At 56.4% G+C, this 18,558-nt stretch carries 15 protein-coding genes; 1 reads left to right on the top strand and 14 read right to left on the bottom strand.

Going from position 1 to position 18,558, the window contains the following annotated elements; translation table 11 throughout:
- Positions 1 to 7: 7 nt before the first annotated feature.
- The 10 genes from leuB to ilvE are packed head-to-tail and all read right to left on the bottom strand — an operon-like array spanning position 8 to position 11,894.
- Entirely contained in the window at positions 8 to 1,090 is a 1,083-nt protein-coding gene (gene leuB, locus J2Z49_RS10330; RefSeq protein ID WP_307402879.1) for a 3-isopropylmalate dehydrogenase, read from the bottom strand.
- Positions 1,090 to 1,587: a 3-isopropylmalate dehydratase small subunit gene (gene leuD, locus J2Z49_RS10335; RefSeq protein ID WP_307402821.1), complete on the bottom strand. Its 498-nt coding sequence runs from the start codon at positions 1,585 to 1,587 to the stop codon at positions 1,090 to 1,092. Before leuD ends, leuB begins: the two co-directional genes overlap by 1 nt.
- On the bottom strand, positions 1,588 to 2,850 hold the full coding sequence (gene leuC, locus J2Z49_RS10340) for a 3-isopropylmalate dehydratase large subunit (RefSeq protein ID WP_307402823.1): 1,263 nt from the start codon (positions 2,848 to 2,850) through the stop codon (positions 1,588 to 1,590).
- Between the two features lie 4 nt (positions 2,851 to 2,854).
- A complete protein-coding gene (locus J2Z49_RS10345; RefSeq protein ID WP_307402825.1) occupies positions 2,855 to 4,402 on the bottom strand; it encodes a 2-isopropylmalate synthase in 1,548 nt (515 codons plus the stop codon).
- A 23-nt stretch (positions 4,403 to 4,425) separates the two neighbouring features.
- Complete coding sequence (gene ilvB / locus J2Z49_RS10350; RefSeq protein ID WP_307402826.1) at positions 4,426 to 6,090, bottom strand: biosynthetic-type acetolactate synthase large subunit; 1,665 nt, start codon at positions 6,088 to 6,090, stop codon at positions 4,426 to 4,428.
- Positions 6,091 to 6,104: 14 nt separating this feature from the next.
- Positions 6,105 to 7,103 (bottom strand): ketol-acid reductoisomerase, encoded by a 999-nt coding sequence (ilvC, locus tag J2Z49_RS10355; RefSeq protein ID WP_307402828.1) that lies wholly within the window; start codon positions 7,101 to 7,103, stop codon positions 6,105 to 6,107.
- Between the two features lies 1 nt (position 7,104).
- Positions 7,105 to 7,623 carry an acetolactate synthase small subunit gene (gene ilvN / locus J2Z49_RS10360; protein WP_307402830.1) on the bottom strand — a complete coding sequence of 173 codons (519 nt, stop codon included), beginning with the start codon at positions 7,621 to 7,623 and terminating at the stop codon, positions 7,105 to 7,107.
- A gap of 15 nt (positions 7,624 to 7,638) precedes the next feature.
- A complete protein-coding gene (gene ilvB / locus J2Z49_RS10365; RefSeq protein WP_307402881.1) occupies positions 7,639 to 9,297 on the bottom strand; it encodes a biosynthetic-type acetolactate synthase large subunit in 1,659 nt (552 codons plus the stop codon).
- A 37-nt stretch (positions 9,298 to 9,334) separates the two neighbouring features.
- A complete protein-coding gene (gene ilvD / locus J2Z49_RS10370) occupies positions 9,335 to 10,993 on the bottom strand; it encodes a dihydroxy-acid dehydratase (RefSeq protein WP_307402832.1) in 1,659 nt (552 codons plus the stop codon).
- Between the two features lie 19 nt (positions 10,994 to 11,012).
- A complete protein-coding gene (ilvE, locus tag J2Z49_RS10375; RefSeq protein WP_307402834.1) occupies positions 11,013 to 11,894 on the bottom strand; it encodes a branched-chain-amino-acid transaminase in 882 nt (293 codons plus the stop codon).
- A 646-nt stretch (positions 11,895 to 12,540) separates the two neighbouring features.
- Here ilvE and J2Z49_RS10380 point away from each other — a divergent pair.
- Positions 12,541 to 13,740 (top strand): MFS transporter, encoded by a 1,200-nt coding sequence (locus J2Z49_RS10380; protein ID WP_307402836.1) that lies wholly within the window; start codon positions 12,541 to 12,543, stop codon positions 13,738 to 13,740.
- 75 nt (positions 13,741 to 13,815) lie between these two features.
- Here J2Z49_RS10380 and J2Z49_RS10385 read toward each other — a convergent pair whose 3' ends face one another.
- The 4 genes from J2Z49_RS10385 to J2Z49_RS10400 form a co-directional block, all read right to left on the bottom strand.
- On the bottom strand, positions 13,816 to 14,793 hold the full coding sequence (locus J2Z49_RS10385; protein ID WP_307402838.1) for a methyltransferase: 978 nt from the start codon (positions 14,791 to 14,793) through the stop codon (positions 13,816 to 13,818).
- A 25-nt stretch (positions 14,794 to 14,818) separates the two neighbouring features.
- Positions 14,819 to 15,358: a ferredoxin domain-containing protein gene (locus J2Z49_RS10390; RefSeq protein ID WP_307402840.1), complete on the bottom strand. Its 540-nt coding sequence runs from the start codon at positions 15,356 to 15,358 to the stop codon at positions 14,819 to 14,821.
- Between the two features lie 153 nt (positions 15,359 to 15,511).
- Positions 15,512 to 17,461, bottom strand: a complete 1,950-nt coding sequence (locus J2Z49_RS10395) for a TRAP transporter permease (protein ID WP_307402843.1) — start codon at positions 17,459 to 17,461, stop codon at positions 15,512 to 15,514.
- 34 nt (positions 17,462 to 17,495) lie between these two features.
- On the bottom strand, positions 17,496 to 18,539 hold the full coding sequence (locus J2Z49_RS10400; protein ID WP_307402846.1) for a TAXI family TRAP transporter solute-binding subunit: 1,044 nt from the start codon (positions 18,537 to 18,539) through the stop codon (positions 17,496 to 17,498).
- Positions 18,540 to 18,558: the final 19 nt, after the last annotated feature.

Consider the following 18,558-nt stretch of genomic DNA (forward strand, 5'->3'; position numbering starts at 1 on the left):
CTCCCCCTTAGACAAGCTCGCCCCTTTCCACCAGTTCGGCAATCAGCCGGCCCATCTCCGTGGTGGTTACCTGGTGTTTGCCCGGTTCCATGATATCAGCCGTGCGATATCCCTGCTCAAGCACCGTGGCCACCGCCCGTTCAATGGCCGCGGCCGCCTCCTCCAGCCCGAAGGAATGGCGCAGCATTAAGGCACCGGAAAGGATGGCGGCAATGGGATTGGCCAGCTGGCGCCCGGCAATGTCCGGGGCGGAGCCGTGAACCGGCTCATATAAGCCCACCCCGTCTCCCAGGCTGGCCGAGGGCAGCATGCCCAGGGAGCCGGTGAGCTGGGCGGCCTCGTCGCTCAGGATATCGCCGAAAAGGTTCTCCGTGAGCAGTACATCGAATTGTTTCGGGCTGCGCACCAGCTGCATGGCACAGTTATCCACCAGCATGTGGTTGACTTCCACGTCGGGGTACTCCCTGGCCATGCCCGTAACCACCTCCCGCCACAGGCGGGAGCTTTCCAGCACATTGGCCTTATCCACCGAGGTGAGCTTTTTCTTTCTTTTCCGGGCCAGTTCAAAGGCCCGCCTGGCCACACGCTGGATTTCCTGGGTGGTGTAGACCAGGGTTTCCACCACCCGCTGCCCGCCGGGAATTTCCTCCCGCTTTTTATCCCCGAAATAAAGCCCGCCGGTCAGCTCCCGCACCACCACTATATCCAGCCCCTCCACCACTTCCGGCTTCAGGGTGGAAGCACCGGCCAGGGCCGGGAAAACCATGGCCGGGCGCAGGTTGGCGTAAACATTCAGGGCCTTCCGCAGGGGCAGCAGGGCGCCCGCTTCCGGGCGCAGGTGCACCGGGAGGTTATCCCATTTGGACCCCCCGACCGCCCCCAGGAGGACCGCGTCACTGGACCGGCACAGATCCAGGGTGGCCTGGGGCAGGGGCTGGCCCGTGGCGTCATAGGCTATTCCCCCGATTAAGCCTTCCTGGAAACAAAATTCATATCCAAAACGACGTCCGGCGGCGGCCAGGACCCGGGTGGCCTGGGCCGTTACCTCCGGGCCAATACCGTCCCCCGGTAAAACCGCGATCCTGTACATCATCCATTCAACCTCCGGGCTACATAGTTAATCAGGCCTCCGGCGGCGATAATCTCCTGCATGAACGGCGGCACCGGTGTGGCCCGGTACTGCTCATTACGGGTCAGGTTGGTGATGGTCCCCGATTCCACGTCCACCGCCACTTCATCACCCTCCTGGATTTTAGCCGCCGCTTCCGGCGACTCGAAGATGGGCAGGCCGATGTTGAAGGCGTTGCGGTAGAAAATGCGGGCAAAGGAAGCAGCAATCACGCAGGAAACCCCGGCCGCCTTGATGGCTATGGGGGCATGCTCCCGGGAGCTGCCGCAGCCGAAGTTTTTCCCGGCCACAATGACGTCCCCCGGCTGCACCCTCCCGGCAAAGGAGGGATCCGCATCCTCCATGCAATGGGCGGCCAGCTCCCGGGGATCGGAGGTATTCAGGTAGCGGGCCGGAATAATGGCATCGGTGTCTATATCATCACCAAACTTCCACGCTTTGCCGCGCAGCTGGTTCATCTACAGCACCTCCTGGGGAGCGGCAATCCGCCCCAAAATGGCCGAGGCGGCGGCTACCGCTGGATTGCTCAGGTATACTTCGCTTTCCGGGTGGCCCATCCGGCCGACAAAATTCCGGTTGGTGGTGGCCAGGCAGCGCTCCCCGGCAGCCAGGATGCCCATGTGGCCGCCCAGGCAGGGGCCGCAGGTGGGAGTGCTCACCGCCGCACCGGCGTCAATAAATATTTCAATTAAACCTTCCTTTAAGGCGGTGCGGTAAACTTCCTGGGTCCCCGGGATAACAATCAGGCGCACACCGGGATGCACCTTTTTGCCCTGCAGCACCCGGGCGGCCAGGCGCAGGTCCTCCAGCCGGCCGTTGGTGCAGGAACCGATAACCACCTGCTGGATCTCCACGTGCCCCGCCTGGCTCACCGGGCGGACATTGGAGGGCAGGTGGGGGAAGGCCACCTGGGGTTCCAGCTTGCTCACATCAAACTCGTAAACCCGGGCATACCGGGCACCGGGATCGCTCTGATACACCCGGTAGGGCCTCCTGGCCCGTCCCTTTACGTAGTTGAGAGTAATTTCATCGGGCGGCACAATGCCGTTTTTGGCCCCGGCCTCCACGGCCATATTGGCCATGGTCAGGCGCCCGTCCATGGACAGGGTCTCGATGGCCGGCCCGGTGAATTCCATGGCCTGGTAGAGGGCACCGTCCACGCCGATCTGGCCGATGGTGTAGAGGATTAAATCCTTGCCCCCCACCCAGGGCTGGAGCTCCCCATAATAGACGAACTTAATTGACTCGGGAACTTTGAGCCAGATTTCCCCCAGGGCCATGGCCGCAGCCAGGTCGGTGCTGCCCACCCCGGTGGCAAAGGCCCCCAGGGCGCCATAGGTACAGGTATGGGAATCGGCCCCGATCACCACGTCCCCCGGTCCCACCAGCCCCTGTTCGGGCAAAAGGCAGTGCTCGATCCCCATGCGCCCGACCTCAAAGTAGTGGGGCAACTGCTGCTGGCGGGCAAAGTCCCTGAGGATTTTGGCCTGCTCGGCCGACTTGATATCCTTGTTCGGTACGAAGTGGTCGGGTACCAGGACCACCCGCTCCCGGTCAAAGACCTTTTCCACGCCGATGCGCCGGAACTCCTTGATGGCTACCGGAGCGGTAATGTCGTTACCCAGAACCAGGTCCACCCGGACATTGATCAGCTGTCCGGGCTCCACCCGGTCGAGGCCGGCATGGGCGGCCAGGATCTTTTCCGTGATGGTCATGGGCATGTTCTTAATTCACCTCGTTGCAACTTTTATCTTTTAACCTCCCCGTCTCCCAGAGGAGCCTGTTTACCGCGTTGACGTAGGCTTTGGCGCTGGCCTCCAGGATGTCCGTGCTGATGCCCCGGCCCAGGTAGGTCTTGTCGCCGTTTTCGGAGATTTTCAAGGTAACCTCGCCAATGGCGTCCTTACCGGAGGTAACGGCATTAATCCCCCAGCTCTTGAGCACGCAGGGAATGCCGGTGACCTTGTCGACCGCCCGGCAGATGGCATCCACGGGACCGTTGCCGCAGGCCGCCTCCTCAAAGAGCTCGTCGCCCTTCTTCAACCCCACGGTGGCCGTGGGCACTATGGTCGTACCCGTGGAAATGTGCAGGTACTCCAGGGTATAGGTTACCGGCACCGGGCGCAGCTCTTCCTCCACTATGGCCTCCAGGTCCGCGTCGGTGATTTCCTTTTTCTTGTCGGCCAGGACCTTGAACTGCTGGAAGGCCTTGTTGAGCTCTTCCTCGCCGAGCTCATACCCCAGCTCCAGGAGCCTCTGCCGGAAGGCATGCCGCCCCGAGTGCTTGCCCAGAACCAGGTTGCTCTGGCTGATGCCCACCATCACCGGGTTCATGATCTCGTAGGTGGTGCGCTCCTTGAGCACCCCGTCCTGGTGGATGCCCGATTCGTGGGCGAAGGCGTTCTTCCCCACCACCGCCTTGTTGGGCTGCACGGGCATGCCGGTGAGGCTGGAGACCAGGCGGCTGGTGCGGTAAATTTCTTCCGTACGGATGTTGGTTTCACAGCCGAACTGGTCCCGGCGGGTATACAGGGCCATGACCACCTCTTCCAGGGCGGCGTTTCCCGCCCGCTCACCGATGCCGTTGATGGCCCCTTCCACCTGGTTGGCCCCGGCTGCCACCGCCGCCAGGGAATTGGCCACCGCCAGCCCCAGGTCATCGTGGCAGTGCACGCTCAGTACCACCTTCTCAATGCCCGGCACCCGCCGGCGGATGTCCCGGATGAAACGGGCAAATTCCTCGGGCGTAGCGTAACCCACCGTGTCCGGGATGTTCACCACCGTGGCCCCGGCCGCAATAGCCGCCTCCAGCACCCGGCACAGGAAATCCAGCTCCGACCGGGAGGCATCCTCGGCGGAAAACTCCACGTCGGAAACATAACTTTTGGCCCGCCTGACTGCGGCCACGGCGGCTTCTATTACCTGGTCTTCGGTCATGCGCAGCTTGTGGCGCATGTGAATGGGCGAGGTGGCAATAAAGGTGTGAATCCGGGGCTGCTCTGCCTCCTTAACGGCCTCCCAGGCCCGGTCGATGTCCTGGAAATTGGCCCGGGCCAGGGCCGCCACGGTCACGCCCCGCACTTCCCGGGCAATGGTCTTCACCGCCTCGTAATCCCCGGGGGAAGTAATGGGAAAACCTGCTTCAATCACGTCCACGCCCAGCCTGGCCAGTTGCCTGGCGATCTGCAATTTCTCCATCACGTTCAGGCTTACCCCCGGGGATTGCTCCCCGTCCCTCAAAGTGGTATCAAAGATGTAAACACGCCGGGTCATATGCGACCTCCCTAGAGTAAAAATCAGCATTCAAAAGTCTCATCAATCCTCCGCCCCGTAGGAACCATGGGCAGCACGTTTTCCCCCGGGCTGACCAGGCAATTAACCAGCACCGGTCCCGGTTCGGACAAGACCTGAGGTACAATTTCCTGCACCTCTTCTTCTGTTTGTACCGTATAACCTTTAATGCCGTAGGCTTTAGCCAGGGTTATGAATTCCGGATGAAACTTGAAATCTACAGCCATATAACGGCCTTCGCAATAGTAATGTTGAATTTGGCGCACCATGCCCAGTCGAAAGTTATTTAACATAAAAATTTTAACCGGTAGCTCCTGTTCTTTTAAAGTAGCCAGCTCCTGAATGGTCATCTGAAAACTGCCGTCCCCGGTAATCAAAATAACCTGCTGGTCCGGCACTCCGAGCTGGGCTCCCACTGCTGCCGGCAGCCCAAAGCCCATGGTGCCCAGCCCTCCCGAGGAAACCAGGCTGCGCGGGCGCTTAAAGCGGTAGTACTGGGCCACCCACATCTGGTGCTGGCCCACATCGGTAACTATTACCGCCTCACCACGGGTGTACCGGTAGAGGGTCTCAATTACCAGCTGGGGCTTTAAACCATTCTCCCGCTGATACCGTAGTGGATATTGTTCCTTCAACTCCTGAATGCGGACAAGCCATTCCGAGCGGTCGGTTTTCTCCAGCAACGGTAAGAGCTCCTGCAAAACCAGCTTGACATCGCCCACAATAGGCACATCCACCCTTACATTTTTACCAATTTCTGCCGGATCAATATCCACATGGATCACCGCTGCATGGGGAGCAAAGGCATCAAACTTACTGGCAGCCCTGATATCGAAACGGGCACCTAAGGCAATAAGCAAATCACATTCGGTTACCGCTATGTTGGCATAGCGGGTACCATGCAGACCCAGCATACCCAGGAACAAGGGGTGATCCCCCGGAAAACTGGATAATCCCATCAGAGTATTGGTTACCGGGGCAGAGATGGTCTCCGCCAGTTTGAGCAATTCCTCATGAGCTCCAGAACTGATAATTCCCCCCCCGGCGTAAATCACCGGGCGGCGGGATTGTTTAATCAGTTGGGCAGCCTCGGCAATTTTCAAAGGGTGCCCCCGGTAGGTGGGTTTATATCCTTTCAGGTTTACCTGCCGGGGATACTCAAAATTAATCCGGGTTTGAGCCACATCCATGGGAAGATCGATTAATACCGGTCCCGGACGGCCCGTAGTGGCAATGTGAAAGGCATTTTTAATGATTCTGGGCAGGTCCTGGGCATTTTTGACCAGATAATTATGCTTGGTAATGGGGATGGTAATCCCGGTGATGTCCACTTCCTGAAAGGCATCGGTGCCCACCTGACTGGTGGGTACCTGTCCTGTAAAAATCACCAGAGGCACAGAGTCCATGTAGGCATTGGCAATGCCCGTAACCAGATTGGTGGCTCCCGGGCCGGAGGTGGACATACAAACGCCCACCTTCCCTGTAGCCCGGGCATATCCATCGGCCGCGTGAACCGCCCCCTGTTCGTGCCTCACCAGTACGTGTTTAATGCGGGCATGGTATAAAGCATCGTATACGGGAATCATGAAACCTCCGGGATAACCGAAAATAACCTCCACCTTTTCTTCTTCCAGGCATCGGACCAGGGCTTCGGCAGCAGTAATTTCCATGGACTTTCCCCCTTTCATTGCCGCTTTTGCAGCCAGGGCATCATCTTGCGCAGCTCACGCCCCACCTTTTCTATGGGATGTTCGGCTTCCCGACGGCGCATGGCATTGAACATGGGCCGGTTGGCCTGGTTTTCTAAAATCCACTGTTTGGCAAACTGTCCGGTCTGGATTTCTTCCAGTACCCGTTTCATTTCCCGGCGGGTTTCTTCATTAATTATGCGCCTGCCCACCATGTAATCCCCGTACTCAGCGGTATTGCTGATGGAATAACGCATCCAGCTCAAACCGCCTTCGTAGATCAGGTCGACGATGAGCTTGAGTTCATGCAGGCACTCAAAGTAGGCCATTTCCGGGGCATATCCGGCCTCCACCAGGGTGTCGAAGCCGGCCTTGATTAACTCGGTAACCCCACCGCATAGCACCGCCTGCTCGCCAAAGAGGTCGGTTTCCGTTTCTTCCCTGAACGTGGTCTCGAAAACGCCAGCCCGGGTGCCGCCGATGCCCCTGGCGTAAGCCAGGGCCAGCTCTTTTGCCTGACCGCTGGCATCCTGATGGACGGCCACCAGACAGGGCACCCCTTTCCCTTCTACAAACATGCGGCGGACAATGTGTCCCGGCCCCTTTGGTGCCACCATAAAGACATCCACATCTGCCGGGGGAGTAATCTGTCCATAATGGATGTTAAATCCATGGGAGAACATCAGGGCCTTGCCGCTCCTCAGGTGGGGAGCAATGTGTTCTTTATACAGCCCGGGTTGAACCTCATCGGGCACCAGTACCTGGATGATATCCGCACGTTCAGCCGCCTCGGCAGGCGTACAAACCTCAAATCCATCGGCCTTAGCCCTTTCCCGGCTGCTGCTGGTCTCATGCAGGCCGACGATCACATTTAACCCGCTGTCTTTTAAATTCTGGGCCTGGGCGTGTCCCTGGCTGCCATAGCCCAGAACCGCAATGACCTTTCCCTGCAGTAAGCTCAGTTCGGCATCCCTGTCGTAGTAAACTTTAGCCATCTCACTCATCCTCCCGTGCACCATTGGTATTGATATTGGTATAGCGGGAACCCCGCAGCATGGCAATTTTCCCTGTACGCACCAGTTCTTTAATCCCGTAGGGTTTGAGGGATTCCTCAAAGGCCCTGATCTTACCCTCGTTGCCGGTGCATTCCAGGATCATGGTCCGCCGTCCCAGGTCCACAATGCGGGCCCGGAAAATATCGGCAATCTGCATTATTTCCCCCCGTTTTTCCGGCTCGGCGCTCACCTTGATGAGCACCAGTTCCCGGTCCACGTATTCGTCGGCGGTGATGTCGCTGATCTTGATCACGTCGATGAGCTTGTGGAGCTGCTTGGTCACCTGCTCCAGCACCCGGTCGTCCCCTTCCACCACAATGGTCATGCGGGAAATGGCCGGGTTGTCGGTACGGCCCACCGCCAGGCTGTCAATGTTGTATCCCCGCCTGCTGAACAAGCCGGCCACCCGGGCCAGAACCCCGGGGTTATTCTCCACCAGAACAGCCAGGGTATGGCGCATGGAAATTCCCTCCCCTCAACCGAGCATTTTATTTAAAGGTGCCCCCGGTGGTACCATGGGGAAGACGTTCTCTTCCCTCTCAATAACAAAATCAATTACCACCGGCTGGGGAATATCAAGGGCTTCCTGGAGGGCAGAAGCCACCTCATCGGGTGTGGTAACGCGCATTCCCACCGCCCCGTAAGCTTCGGCCAGTTTCACAAAATCTGGATTGATCAGTTCGGTATAAGAATACCGCCGGTTATAAAAAAGCTCCTGCCACTGCCTGACCATACCCAAATAGCCGTTATCCATAATGGCCACTTTTATCGGTAACTGGTAATTCACCGCTGTGGCCAGTTCCTGAACATTCATCTGGAAGCTACCGTCGCCGGCGATATCAAAGACAATCTCATCGGGACAGGCCACCTGAACACCAATGGCTGCCGGCAAGCCGAAACCCATGGTCCCCAGCCCGCCGGAAGAAATAAAAGTACGGGGGCGGGTAAAAGTATAATGCTGGGCGGTAAACATTTGATGCTGTCCCACGTCTGTAGTAATCCTTGCCTTGCCGTTGGTAACCTTAAATATTTCCCTTATTACCTGTTGTGGTTTGAGACGGCCATTTTCCTCGTAAGTGATGGGGTATTCCTTTTTCCACTTCTGGATTTTTTCCTGCCAGGCCCCCGGCAGTTTCTTTTCCAGCCTTTCAATCAGGCCGGCCAGCACTTTTTTCACATCCCCGATTACGGGAATGTCCACCTCCACATTTTTACCAATTTCTGCCGGATCGATATCAATATGGATAATTACGGCATCCCTGGCAAACAAGTCCCGCTTGCCTGTGCCCCGGTCGGCAAAACGTACCCCCACTGCTATCAACACATCGCACTCGTTTACGGCAAAATTGGCGTACTTGCTGCCATGCATGCCCAGCATTCCCAGGGCCAGGGGATGGTCCCCCGGAAAGCCCCCCAATCCCATCAAAGTGGTGGCTACGGGGGCCAGAATCAACTCGGCCAGCAGGCGCAGTTCGTTATGGGCACCGGCAGAAACCACCCCTCCTCCGGCATAAATCACCGGCCTTTCGGCACGGGCAATGGCCCGGGCCGCCCTGTTCAACTGCTCCGGATCCGGCTCTGTCACTGGACGATAACCGGGAAGATTTACCGGCCCGCAATCCTCCTGGCTGGTCCTGGCGGCAGCCACATCGCTGAGGATGTCCACCAGAACCGGGCCGGGTCGACCGGTGGTGGCAATGTAAAAGGCTTCTTTTACCACTCTGGCCAGTTCACTGATATCCTTAACAATGTAATTATGCTTGGTAATGGGCATGGTAATGCCGGTTATGTCTGCTTCTTGAAAGGAATCCCGGCCCAGCAGCGCAGAAGAAACCTGCCCCGTAAAAGCCACCAGCGGAACGGAATCCATATAGGCAGTGGCAATCCCGGTTACCAGGTTGGTGGCCCCGGGTCCCGAAGTGGCCAGGCAAACTCCCGGTCGACCGGAGGCCCGGGCATAACCATCAGCAGCGTGTGCTGCTCCCTGCTCGTGTCTGGTTAAAATATGGTTTATATCTGCATCGTAAAGGGCATCGTAAATCTGTATGACATTGCCTCCGGGATAGCCGAAAATGGTCTCCACCCCTTGTTCCATCAGGCTATCCACAAAAATCTGTGCCCCGGTCTTTTCCATGAGCTTTACCACCTCCAAAGGGAAACCAACCTTACCGTCAGTTAACCCCTGCACCTCTACTGGCTGAACTCACCTGCCGGGCATAGCGGGACAGATAGCCTCTGGTCACCCGGGGAGCCGGCGGAATCCATTGAGCCAGCCGGGCCCGGATTTCTTCCTCGCTCAGCTCCACATCCAGACGATGCCGGGGTATGTCAATGACAATCATATCTCCATCCCTGACCACCGCCAGGGGACCACCTTCGGCAGCTTCGGGAGAAATATGGCCGATGGACGCACCCCGGGTGGCGCCGGAAAAGCGCCCGTCGGTTAACAGGGCCACTTCCCTGTCCAGCCCCATGCCGGCCACTGCCGCGGTGGGCGTCAGCATTTCCCGCATACCCGGCCCTCCCCGGGGGCCCTCATAACGGATGACAATAACATCGCCCCTGTTAATCCTGCCGCCTAAAATGGCCTGTACTGCTTCTTCCTCGGAATCAAATACCCTGGCCGGGCCCCGGTGGACCATCATCTCCGGCGCCACCCCGGCCTTTTTCACCACCGCCCCGTCAGGAGCCAGGTTGCCCCGCAGGATGGCAATGCCGCCGGTGGGGCTATGGGGATTGTCCACGTCCCGGATTACCTCGGGGCGGCTCACCCGCCGGCTCCGGATCAGCTCACCAACGGTTTGCCCGGAAACCGTGGGCAAATCCAGGTGGAGCAGGTTCTTTTTCGCCAGCTGGGCCATGACCGCCGGAATGCCCCCGGCCTCATGGAGGTCCTGCATGAAGTAAGGCCCCATGGGGCTGAGCCTGCACAGGTTTGGCGTGCGCTCGCTGATTTCATTGACCTTGTCCAGGCTGATTTCCACCCCGGCCTCCCGGGCAATGGCCGGCAGGTGGAGCACCGTATTGGTGGAGCAGCCCAGGGCCATATCCACGGCCAGGGCGTTCTCAAAGGCTTCTGCCGTAAGGATAGCTGAAGGGCGCAAATCCTGCTGTACCAGCTCCACCACGCGCATACCCGTCAACTTGGCCAGCCGGCGCCGGGCTGCCGAAACGGCAGGGATGGTACCGTTGCCGGGCAGGGCCATGCCGATGGCCTCGGTAAGACAGTTCATGGAGTTGGCGGTGAACATGCCGGCACAGGAACCGCAGCCCGGGCAGGCCTCTTCTTCCAGGGCGGCCAGTTCCTCTTCCGTCATCCGGCCGGCCCGCACGGCCCCCACGGCTTCAAACATGTTGCTCAAGGATAAATCCCGCCCCTGGTAGCGGCCGGCCAGCATGGGACCGCCGCTGATCACTATGGCCGGAATGTCCAGCCGGGCGGCAGCCATGAGCATGCCCGGTACAATCTTGTCGCAGGCGGTAACCAGTACCAGGCCGTCAAACTGGTGGGCCTGAGCCATGACCTCGATGGAATCGGCAATTAACTCGCGGCTGGCCAGGGAATATTTCATGCCGCTGTGGTTCATGGCAATACCGTCGCAGACCGCAATGCAGGGAAATTCCACCGGTGTACCGCCGGCCATCCGCACACCAGCCTTGACCGCAGCGGTAATCTCGTTTAAATGCATGTGCCCCGGTACAATCTCATTGAAGGAATTCACCACCCCGATCATGGGCCGCTCCAGTTCCTGATCCACATAGCCGAGGGCCTTTAACAGGGAACGGTGCGGGGCCTTTTCCAACCCCTTTTTAATCACGTCGCTGCGCACGGACCAAAGCCTCCTTTACCTATTCCTGAAAAATTACCGGTCCATCCACCAGAGTCAGCTCGCGGAAAGCCTGCATCAACACTCTGGTCATTTCCCCCGGCTGGCCGCTGCCAATCAGCCGCCCGTCCAGTCTTACAGCCGGGATTACTTCTGCTGCCGTACCGGTGAGGAAACACTCATCGGCAGTGTAAATATCAAAGCGGGTAAACAGCTTTTCTTCCACCGGAATGCCTTTGCCCCGGGCGATCTCCATCACCGTATTGCGCGTGATCCCCTCTAAAATGCCTACATGAGGCGGGGGAGTAATTAAAGTGCCGTTTTTAACGATGAAAATGTTGTCACCGGTGGCCTCGGCCACATAGCCTTCCTGGTTAAGCATCACCGCCTCTGGGGCACCCACCAGGTTGGCCTCTATCTTGGCATAGATGTTGTTCAGGTAATTCAAGGACTTAACCCGCGGGTTACAGGCCTCAGGCAGGTTGCGCCTGGTGGCTACGGTAACCAGCTCCAGTCCCTTCTCGTAAAGTTCCCGGGGATACAACTGGATGGAAGCGGCAATGCAAAATATGGTCGGTTCAGGACATTTACGGGGATCCAGCCCCAGATCCCCCCGTCCGCGGCTTACCACCAAACGGATGTAGGCATCCTTTAAACCATTGCGCCGGCATGTCTCGAGCACCACTTCCGTCATCTCATCCTGACTCAGGGGAATGTGCAGGTCAATGGCCCGGGCCGATTCGTACAGGCGCACAATATGTTCCTTTAGCTTGAATACCCGGTTGTGATAGGCCCGGATACCTTCAAACACGCCGTCCCCGTATAAAAGCCCGTGATCAAAAACCGATACTACCGCCTTTTCCTCCGGCACATACTCGCCATTAAGGTAAATAATCAACCCCATAGAACAGACCTCTTCCCCTTTCTTTTAGCGAATTAATGAAAAATTTAAGACCCCGCCAGCCGGTATTTAATATTTATTTAATATTTTTGATTAGAAAAAGCATAAGAAAAAGCATAACCTCCCGCCCGGCAGTCCCCATGGGAACTGCCAGGGACGAGAGGTATTTCCTCGCGCGGTACCACCCTGCTTGCCTTTGCCTCGCAGCAAAGACCCCTTTTGTGTCCCTACCAGGACACGGCTTTGATAACGGGTAGACCAACCCGGCCCGGCTTAGTCGGCCATCCCGTTAAGGGATGCCTTTCGGCTGGCAACTCCAGGGCGATCCTTTTCACCTGCTCCGGCACCGGTTCGCAGCTACCCCGGCTCTCTGGGGCCGACTAGACAGGCTACTTCCTCCCTTTCATCGTCTTTCGCAGGTAAACTTGTTATCCAGTATACCGGAGTCGAAAACCGGTGTCAAGAAATTTTTCTTTAAAATCCGGTTTCAAAAAAACACCCTGCAGTTTACAGAACTTTTCCCGCCACAGGAAGCTGGATTTGGACCTCTGGGCCTGAAAAGCTCTTACCCGCTACCTCAAAGCTTATAATTAATTATGTCACTTGAGCGGATTATGTAAAATATGGATAATAAGAGGAGGAAACGAAGGTGGGGCTGCAGGCCTGGAAAGCATGGCTTATTTTAATGATTTTTACTCTGGGTACCAGCATAGTATCTCCCCTTTTGCCCATTTACCAGCACATCTTTCATCTTTCTAAAGGGAGTACGGTTTTAATTTTTGCCATTTACACTCTGGCGGTCATACCCTCCATGCTTCTTTTGGGTCAGTTATCGGACCAGTTGGGCAGAAAACGGGTTATCTGGCCGGCCATGGCAGCCCTGACCACGGCCTCCATTCTACTGGGCAGCGCCATCAGCCCCGTCACCCTTTACCTGGGACGACTGATCCAGGGTCTTGCTTTAGGAGCTTTTCTGGGTACCTGCACCGCTTATGTGGTTGACCTGGCCCTGCCGCAGGCAAAGGCGCTGGCCGCCATGCTGGCAGCCATCAGCTTCCGCCTGGGCTTTGGCCTGGGGCCGGGGTTGGCCGGAGCAATGGCCCAGTACCTCCCTCATCCGTTAAGTCTTCCTTTTTTATTTCACATATTCCTCATGGCCCTGGGAATGATCATTCTGCACAGGACCCCGGAAACCATAGCCAACCGGCAGTTCCGGGGTATATCCGTCAGCATAGGCATACCGGCCTCTCAAAAAGTGCCCTTTCTCCTTTTTATTGCTCCCTCGGCTTTTATCCTCACAGTCCTGGATTCCACCGTACTTTCCCTGGCCCCTCTGTTTATTGTGGAAATCCTGGGCTACCGCAATCTGGCCGTTATCGGACTGGTCTCCTTCCTGGTCCTGGGGGCTGGAGGTTTCTCGCAAATCCCCGCCGCATCCGTACCGCCCAAAAAATCCATAGTGTTGGGGCTTTTGTGGGGAACAACCAGCCTTTACCTGTTTTTTCTTGCTGCCCGGTTGCAAAATGTGGCCTTCATCGTCATTGCTTCAGCACTCATTGGTGCTGCCGCAGGGCTCATTGTTAAAGGCGGCGTAACTCTCTGCAGCTTAATAGTTCCCATTCAGGAAAGGGGAAGGCTCCTGTCTTCTTTTTACACCGCCTGCTACCTGGGTATGCTGGTTCCCCTGGGAACCGGCTACCTGGCCGACCGGATCGGCCTGTTTAAGGCCATGCTGGCCCTCTGCCTTACCTTAACCGCTATTGCTTTGATATTATCCCTGGGGACATCCCGCCTGGTGCCATATTCCCTCCCTGAAATAAAAGACTCACTGAAGACGCAGCAGCCATAAACCCCGGTGGCCCGAAGATCCCCTTCTTATCACGGTCATCCGGAACAGACTGCAAAAATCGTACAGTAAAGACAGTTACCGGCGGCATTTTTCTTTACAAGGCATTACTTTATCAACCGTGGCGATAATTAAATACCTCTCTTTTACCGGGTGACAGTCAAGAATGCTAAATCCAGCATCTTCCAACCAGTGCCTGAAATGCTCAAATGTCCACGTCCTCCCGCGGGCAGTATGAATGAGCATGTTAACATCAAAAAGGGCTGCCCGCCGGTTGGTGCCACGGATGAAATCGAGGATGGCAATTCTGCCGGCTTTTTTTAACTGCCGTGCCACATGCTCGATTAAAGCTCGATTCTCCTCCTCCCCATAAAGCCGGCATATATTGCCAATAAAGACCAGGTCATAATGACCCGGAGGTAAGCCCTGCCGGAAATCCCCTCCCACCAGCTTTATTCGCAGTTCCTGCTTTATATCGGGCGCCATTTCCTTGATTACCGCCGGAAGATCCAGCACCACCACCGCTGCCGCCCCCTGCCGGACAAACTCCCGGGCATAGACCAGCGTCCCTCCCCCCACATCCAGAACCTCCGGTGAATCCGGCAGGCCCCTCAGACAACAGCCAACCACCTCTTCTACCATGGGACTGGCATAATGGGCCAGGGCTTCCATCAAAAGCCTTAATTGTTCAGGCGCTCTCTTAATACGAACGGGCTTTCCGGTTTTTATGACCTCCGGCAATTGCAACCATAGCTTTAGTTCCTCATAATCGTACATAAACGAGAATCCTACATAAACATCACTTTGCCGGTCAAAAAATAATTCCCGCGCAAACCGGCTCAATTTCACCTGCCCGCCGTCGATCACCAGGTAACCAAGCCCGGCCAGTGATTCACAGAGAATCTCTAAAGGCCTGAGCTCCACTTCCAGTTGACTGGCCACTTGGGCAATAAAAAGGGGGCCTTTTTGCAACAAGTGAAATATCCCCATTTCCGCTGCTGCCCCCACCACCAGTAATTCTTCCGGAAGACGCAATGCCTGTATATCTGGTTTCATAAATCGATTTCTCCCACCTGCATTTTTAATCCTTCCTTGGTGGACCCGTCCTTAAATCAAAGAAAACATTCTTGCCTGCGGCAGCCAGCGGCACTCCTACCGCCATCTCCCCGCTCACCAAACCTAGATTTTTGGCCGCCACGCCTACCGAATACATTATGCGGTTGTCGGCGTTAAAAATGCTGGCCGTCTTCACGGCAGAACCCAGGGCGATGCCCAGATCCAGCACGCGCCAGGCACAAAGGGGCTTTGCTGCCCCGCTGTTCCTGCGCTCCTCACAGGTAGCCACCCCGCATTCCCCGCAGTTCAAACCCCCGGTCCTGGGTGCCACCAGAGAAAGCATTAACACCGCGGCCGACTTGCGCAGGCTATTGGCATTTAAACTGAAAAAGTCCCTTCCCGTAACCTGGGCCAAACGGTCCAGTTCTCCGGCCAGGCGTTCCAGGTCTTTTCCTTCCAGAATTTTGATTTCCAGAAAGTCCTGCCCCCGGGTTTTAGGGGCCGTTCTGGCCGACAAAGCCATAAACTGAGCCACCATATTCAAGGCTTGATTAATGGCCTCCATGATATCCCTCCCCTCAAAAGCTTGCCAGGAACACTTGCCGGACTCCTTTACCACGGCTCCGGCGCCAGCCAGGCAAAAAAACCTCCCTTGTAACAGACCACCGGGTGCTCTCACCCCCTTATCTTTCATCTTCGCAAGGGCAAAATCCAACCATCACTCACCACCGGCACCGGCCTTTAATTTTAAGTTCCCCGGCGGTTCCCTTTTTTCCGGACCATCAGGTAGAAATTTTCGACCGGCATGGCCACCGAAATAATGCCACCAAAAAACTAATAATAGCAACAATAAACCTGCCAAGCTGCTTTTAAGGTCCGGCAATATCAGCAGCACAGCAACGGTAAGAAAAACCACCCTCTCCATAAGGGATAACGGACGGGCTAACACCCCTTCCAGCCCGGCGGCCAGAGCCATTACTCCTAACATGGTAAAAATCGTAGCCGCCACAATTTCCCCCGGTTTACCCACCATTAAAAGAGCCGGATTGGCCACAAAGGCAAAAGGCACCAAAAAGCCGGCAATGCCCAACCGGCTGGCCGTAAAGCCGGTGTGAAAGGGGTTTGAACCGGCGATGACCGCTGCCGCATAAGCTGCCAGGGCCACAGGCGGAGTAATAAATGATATGGCCCCGAAATAAAGCATAAACATATGGGTGGCCAGGGGCATTATCCCCAAATCATTAATTATTGGGCCAACAATCAAGACCAGAATCAGGTAGGCCGGGGTAATGGGCAGACCCATCCCTAAAACCAGGGAGGCCAGGGCGGTAAAGATCAAAACCAGAAGCAGGGAACCGGCAGATATATGGGTGATGAACCCGGCCAGCTTAACTCCCAGACCGGTTAACATAACTACCCCCACAATGATGCCGGCACAGGCACAGGTGAGGGCTACATCCAGCGCAGCCTTGCCGGTTTCCACCAGGCAAGCCCATATCCGCCGGAACCCCATGCGGGTGGAAGGACGCAGGGCCGCCACCAGAATAATTAACACCGAACCCCAAATAGCCACCGTCGAGGGGGAATCGGGCATCCTGACCAGCAAATACACCAGCACCACTAACGGTACCATCAGGTGCCCCAGGTTTAAAAGGGTTGTCTTCAAGGGAGGTATTTCCTCATCTTGTAATCCGCGCAGCCCCAGTTTAACCGCCCTGAAGTGGATCATGCAGAAAAGGGAAAAGTAATAAAGAACAGCAGGGATGAAAGCGGCCCTGGCTATGGTAAGATAAGGCACTCCTAAAAGCTCGGCCATAATAAAAGCCGTTGCTCCCATTAGCGGCGGCATGATCACTCCGCCGGTGGAGGAAACCGCTTCCACCGCCGCGGCGAAGTGTGGAGGATAACCCAGCCGTTTCATCAGGGGAATGGTGAAGGATCCCGTCCCCACCACATTGGCAATGGCGCTGCCGCTGATGCAGCCAAAAAGGCCACTGGAAATGATCTCGATCTTTGCCGGCCCGCCTCTGGCCCGACCTGCCAAACCGAGAGCAAGATTATTGAAAAACTCCCCTCCACCCGACTCCTTCAAAAATGTAGAAAAAGCAACAAAAAGGTAGAGGAACCCGGCACTGACACCCAGGGCCACCCCAAAAATGCCTTCAGTCATCAAGTAAAGCTGGCCCACTACCCGCTCCACCGAATAGGCACGGTGACCCAGGTTGCCGGGCAATAAATCGCCCCACAGGGCATATGCTATGAAGATAAGGGAAACTAAAGGCAGGGGCCAGCCCACCGAGCGCCTGGTGGCTTCCAGTAAAGCGATCAGGAGCACCAAACCAAGCCACATTTCCCAGGGCTCCACTTTACCCAGGCGCTCGGCAATGGCCACATGGCAAAGGGCCAAATAAAGCGTTGAAGCAAGACCACCCAGGAGGAAAAGCGCATCTACCAGGGCACCTATCCAGCCTTTGACCCTGCTCTGCCCGCTTCTCCCCATGGGACGAAGTAAAAAAAGGAGGGTGAGGGCAAAGGCCAGGTGTACCGCCCGTTGGGGAATGGAAGAAAGCTCTCCCATAACCCCGGTGTATAGCTGGAAAATGGACCACAGGGCAGCCACCAGGGAAGCCCAAAAATTTCTGTCCAGGTTAAAGGTTTTGATTAACACCTTTCCTCACCCCCCCTTATGTCCCAAATTTTGGCTATTCTACCAGATTTTCTGGAATCTGTACCCCCTTTTCCCGGAGGAGCTTTGCCGCACCCGGGTGAAATGGAGCGGTTATCTGACCCATTTCCAGATATTTTTTAACCTGCTCCAGGGTGTATTCCTTGCCTGCCGGGTGAGCTTTGGCCAGATAATCGTTGTTTTCCACAATAACTCTGGTAATGTCATAAACCAACTGGGGATCAGCAGAGGCATTCACCCCCACCAGCAAGTACTGACCCGGCGCACCGGCATAGGGCCTGGTTTGTCCTTTATAAGTGTTGGCCGGAATTTCCCGTGGTTTCCAGTAGGGGTGCTTCTTAACGAATTTCTCCATTTTATCCTCATCGGCGGATATAAAGCGCACCCGTGTAGATTCGGTGAGGTCCATCAAAGCCGAAGCCCGGGGATAGGCAGACAATACGGCCATATCAATGGTCCGGTTTTTTAAGGCTTCCACCTGCTGGGCAAAGGTAATATAGGTTATGGTCACCTCTTCGGGCTTAATTCCGTACAGCTTTAACAGCTCCTGAAGAGGGAGGGAAATTCCCGGAGAAGTGCATCCAACCTTGCGGCCCCGCAAGTCCGCCAGGGACTTTATGGGGGAATCCTCCAGCACCACATAAGCCATGCCCACTTCATGACCAGCCAGCAGCGTTCTGAGATTGGGCAGCTTCTCCCCCGCAAAGGTATAGGTTCCCTGACGGGCAAAAGCCATCACATCGGAAGAAACCAGCCCTATGGTAAACTCACCGCTGTTCAAAAAGCGTGCCGTCTGGGTGAGCACCGGCGCCGGCTCGGGAGTGGCCCTCACATAGGACAACTTTTCATTAATTAAATTGGCAATGGCCGTACCCACCACCTGGTACACTCCACCGGTGCCGCCGGTCCCTACGGAAATATCCCGGCGGGCACTTTTCTGAACTGTCTTATCATCCTGCGACGACCTGGCACAACCGGCGGCTGAAGCTAAAAGCAATAGCAAACACAAGATACCCACCGCCAGCCACCTTATCCTGGCCCTGGCATCGTTTTGTCCCATCCCTGCTCCTCCTCCTTCT

Origin of the sequence: Desulfofundulus luciae, assembly GCF_030813795.1 — a bacterium.
GTDB classification, from domain to species: Bacteria; Bacillota; Desulfotomaculia; order Desulfotomaculales; family Desulfovirgulaceae; genus Desulfofundulus; species Desulfofundulus luciae.

Excerpts from the sequence above, each read along its gene's own strand:
- leuB (WP_307402879.1), bottom strand. The coding sequence starts at position 1,090 with ATGTACAGGATCGCGGTTTTACCGGGGGACGGTATTGGCCCGGAGGTA.
- leuD (WP_307402821.1), bottom strand. The coding sequence starts at position 1,587 with ATGAACCAGCTGCGCGGCAAAGCGTGGAAGTTTGGTGATGATATAGAC.
- leuC (WP_307402823.1), bottom strand. The coding sequence starts at position 2,850 with ATGCCCATGACCATCACGGAAAAGATCCTGGCCGCCCATGCCGGCCTC.
- J2Z49_RS10345 (WP_307402825.1), bottom strand. The coding sequence starts at position 4,402 with ATGACCCGGCGTGTTTACATCTTTGATACCACTTTGAGGGACGGGGAG.
- ilvB (WP_307402826.1), bottom strand. The coding sequence starts at position 6,090 with ATGGAAATTACTGCTGCCGAAGCCCTGGTCCGATGCCTGGAAGAAGAA.
- ilvC (WP_307402828.1), bottom strand. The coding sequence starts at position 7,103 with ATGGCTAAAGTTTACTACGACAGGGATGCCGAACTGAGCTTACTGCAG.
- ilvN (WP_307402830.1), bottom strand. The coding sequence starts at position 7,623 with ATGCGCCATACCCTGGCTGTTCTGGTGGAGAATAACCCCGGGGTTCTG.
- ilvB (WP_307402881.1), bottom strand. The coding sequence starts at position 9,297 with ATGGAAAAGACCGGGGCACAGATTTTTGTGGATAGCCTGATGGAACAA.
- ilvE (WP_307402834.1), bottom strand. The coding sequence starts at position 11,894 with ATGGGGTTGATTATTTACCTTAATGGCGAGTATGTGCCGGAGGAAAAG.
- J2Z49_RS10385 (WP_307402838.1), bottom strand. The coding sequence starts at position 14,793 with ATGAAACCAGATATACAGGCATTGCGTCTTCCGGAAGAATTACTGGTG.
- J2Z49_RS10390 (WP_307402840.1), bottom strand. The coding sequence starts at position 15,358 with ATGGAGGCCATTAATCAAGCCTTGAATATGGTGGCTCAGTTTATGGCT.
- J2Z49_RS10400 (WP_307402846.1), bottom strand. The coding sequence starts at position 18,539 with ATGGGACAAAACGATGCCAGGGCCAGGATAAGGTGGCTGGCGGTGGGT.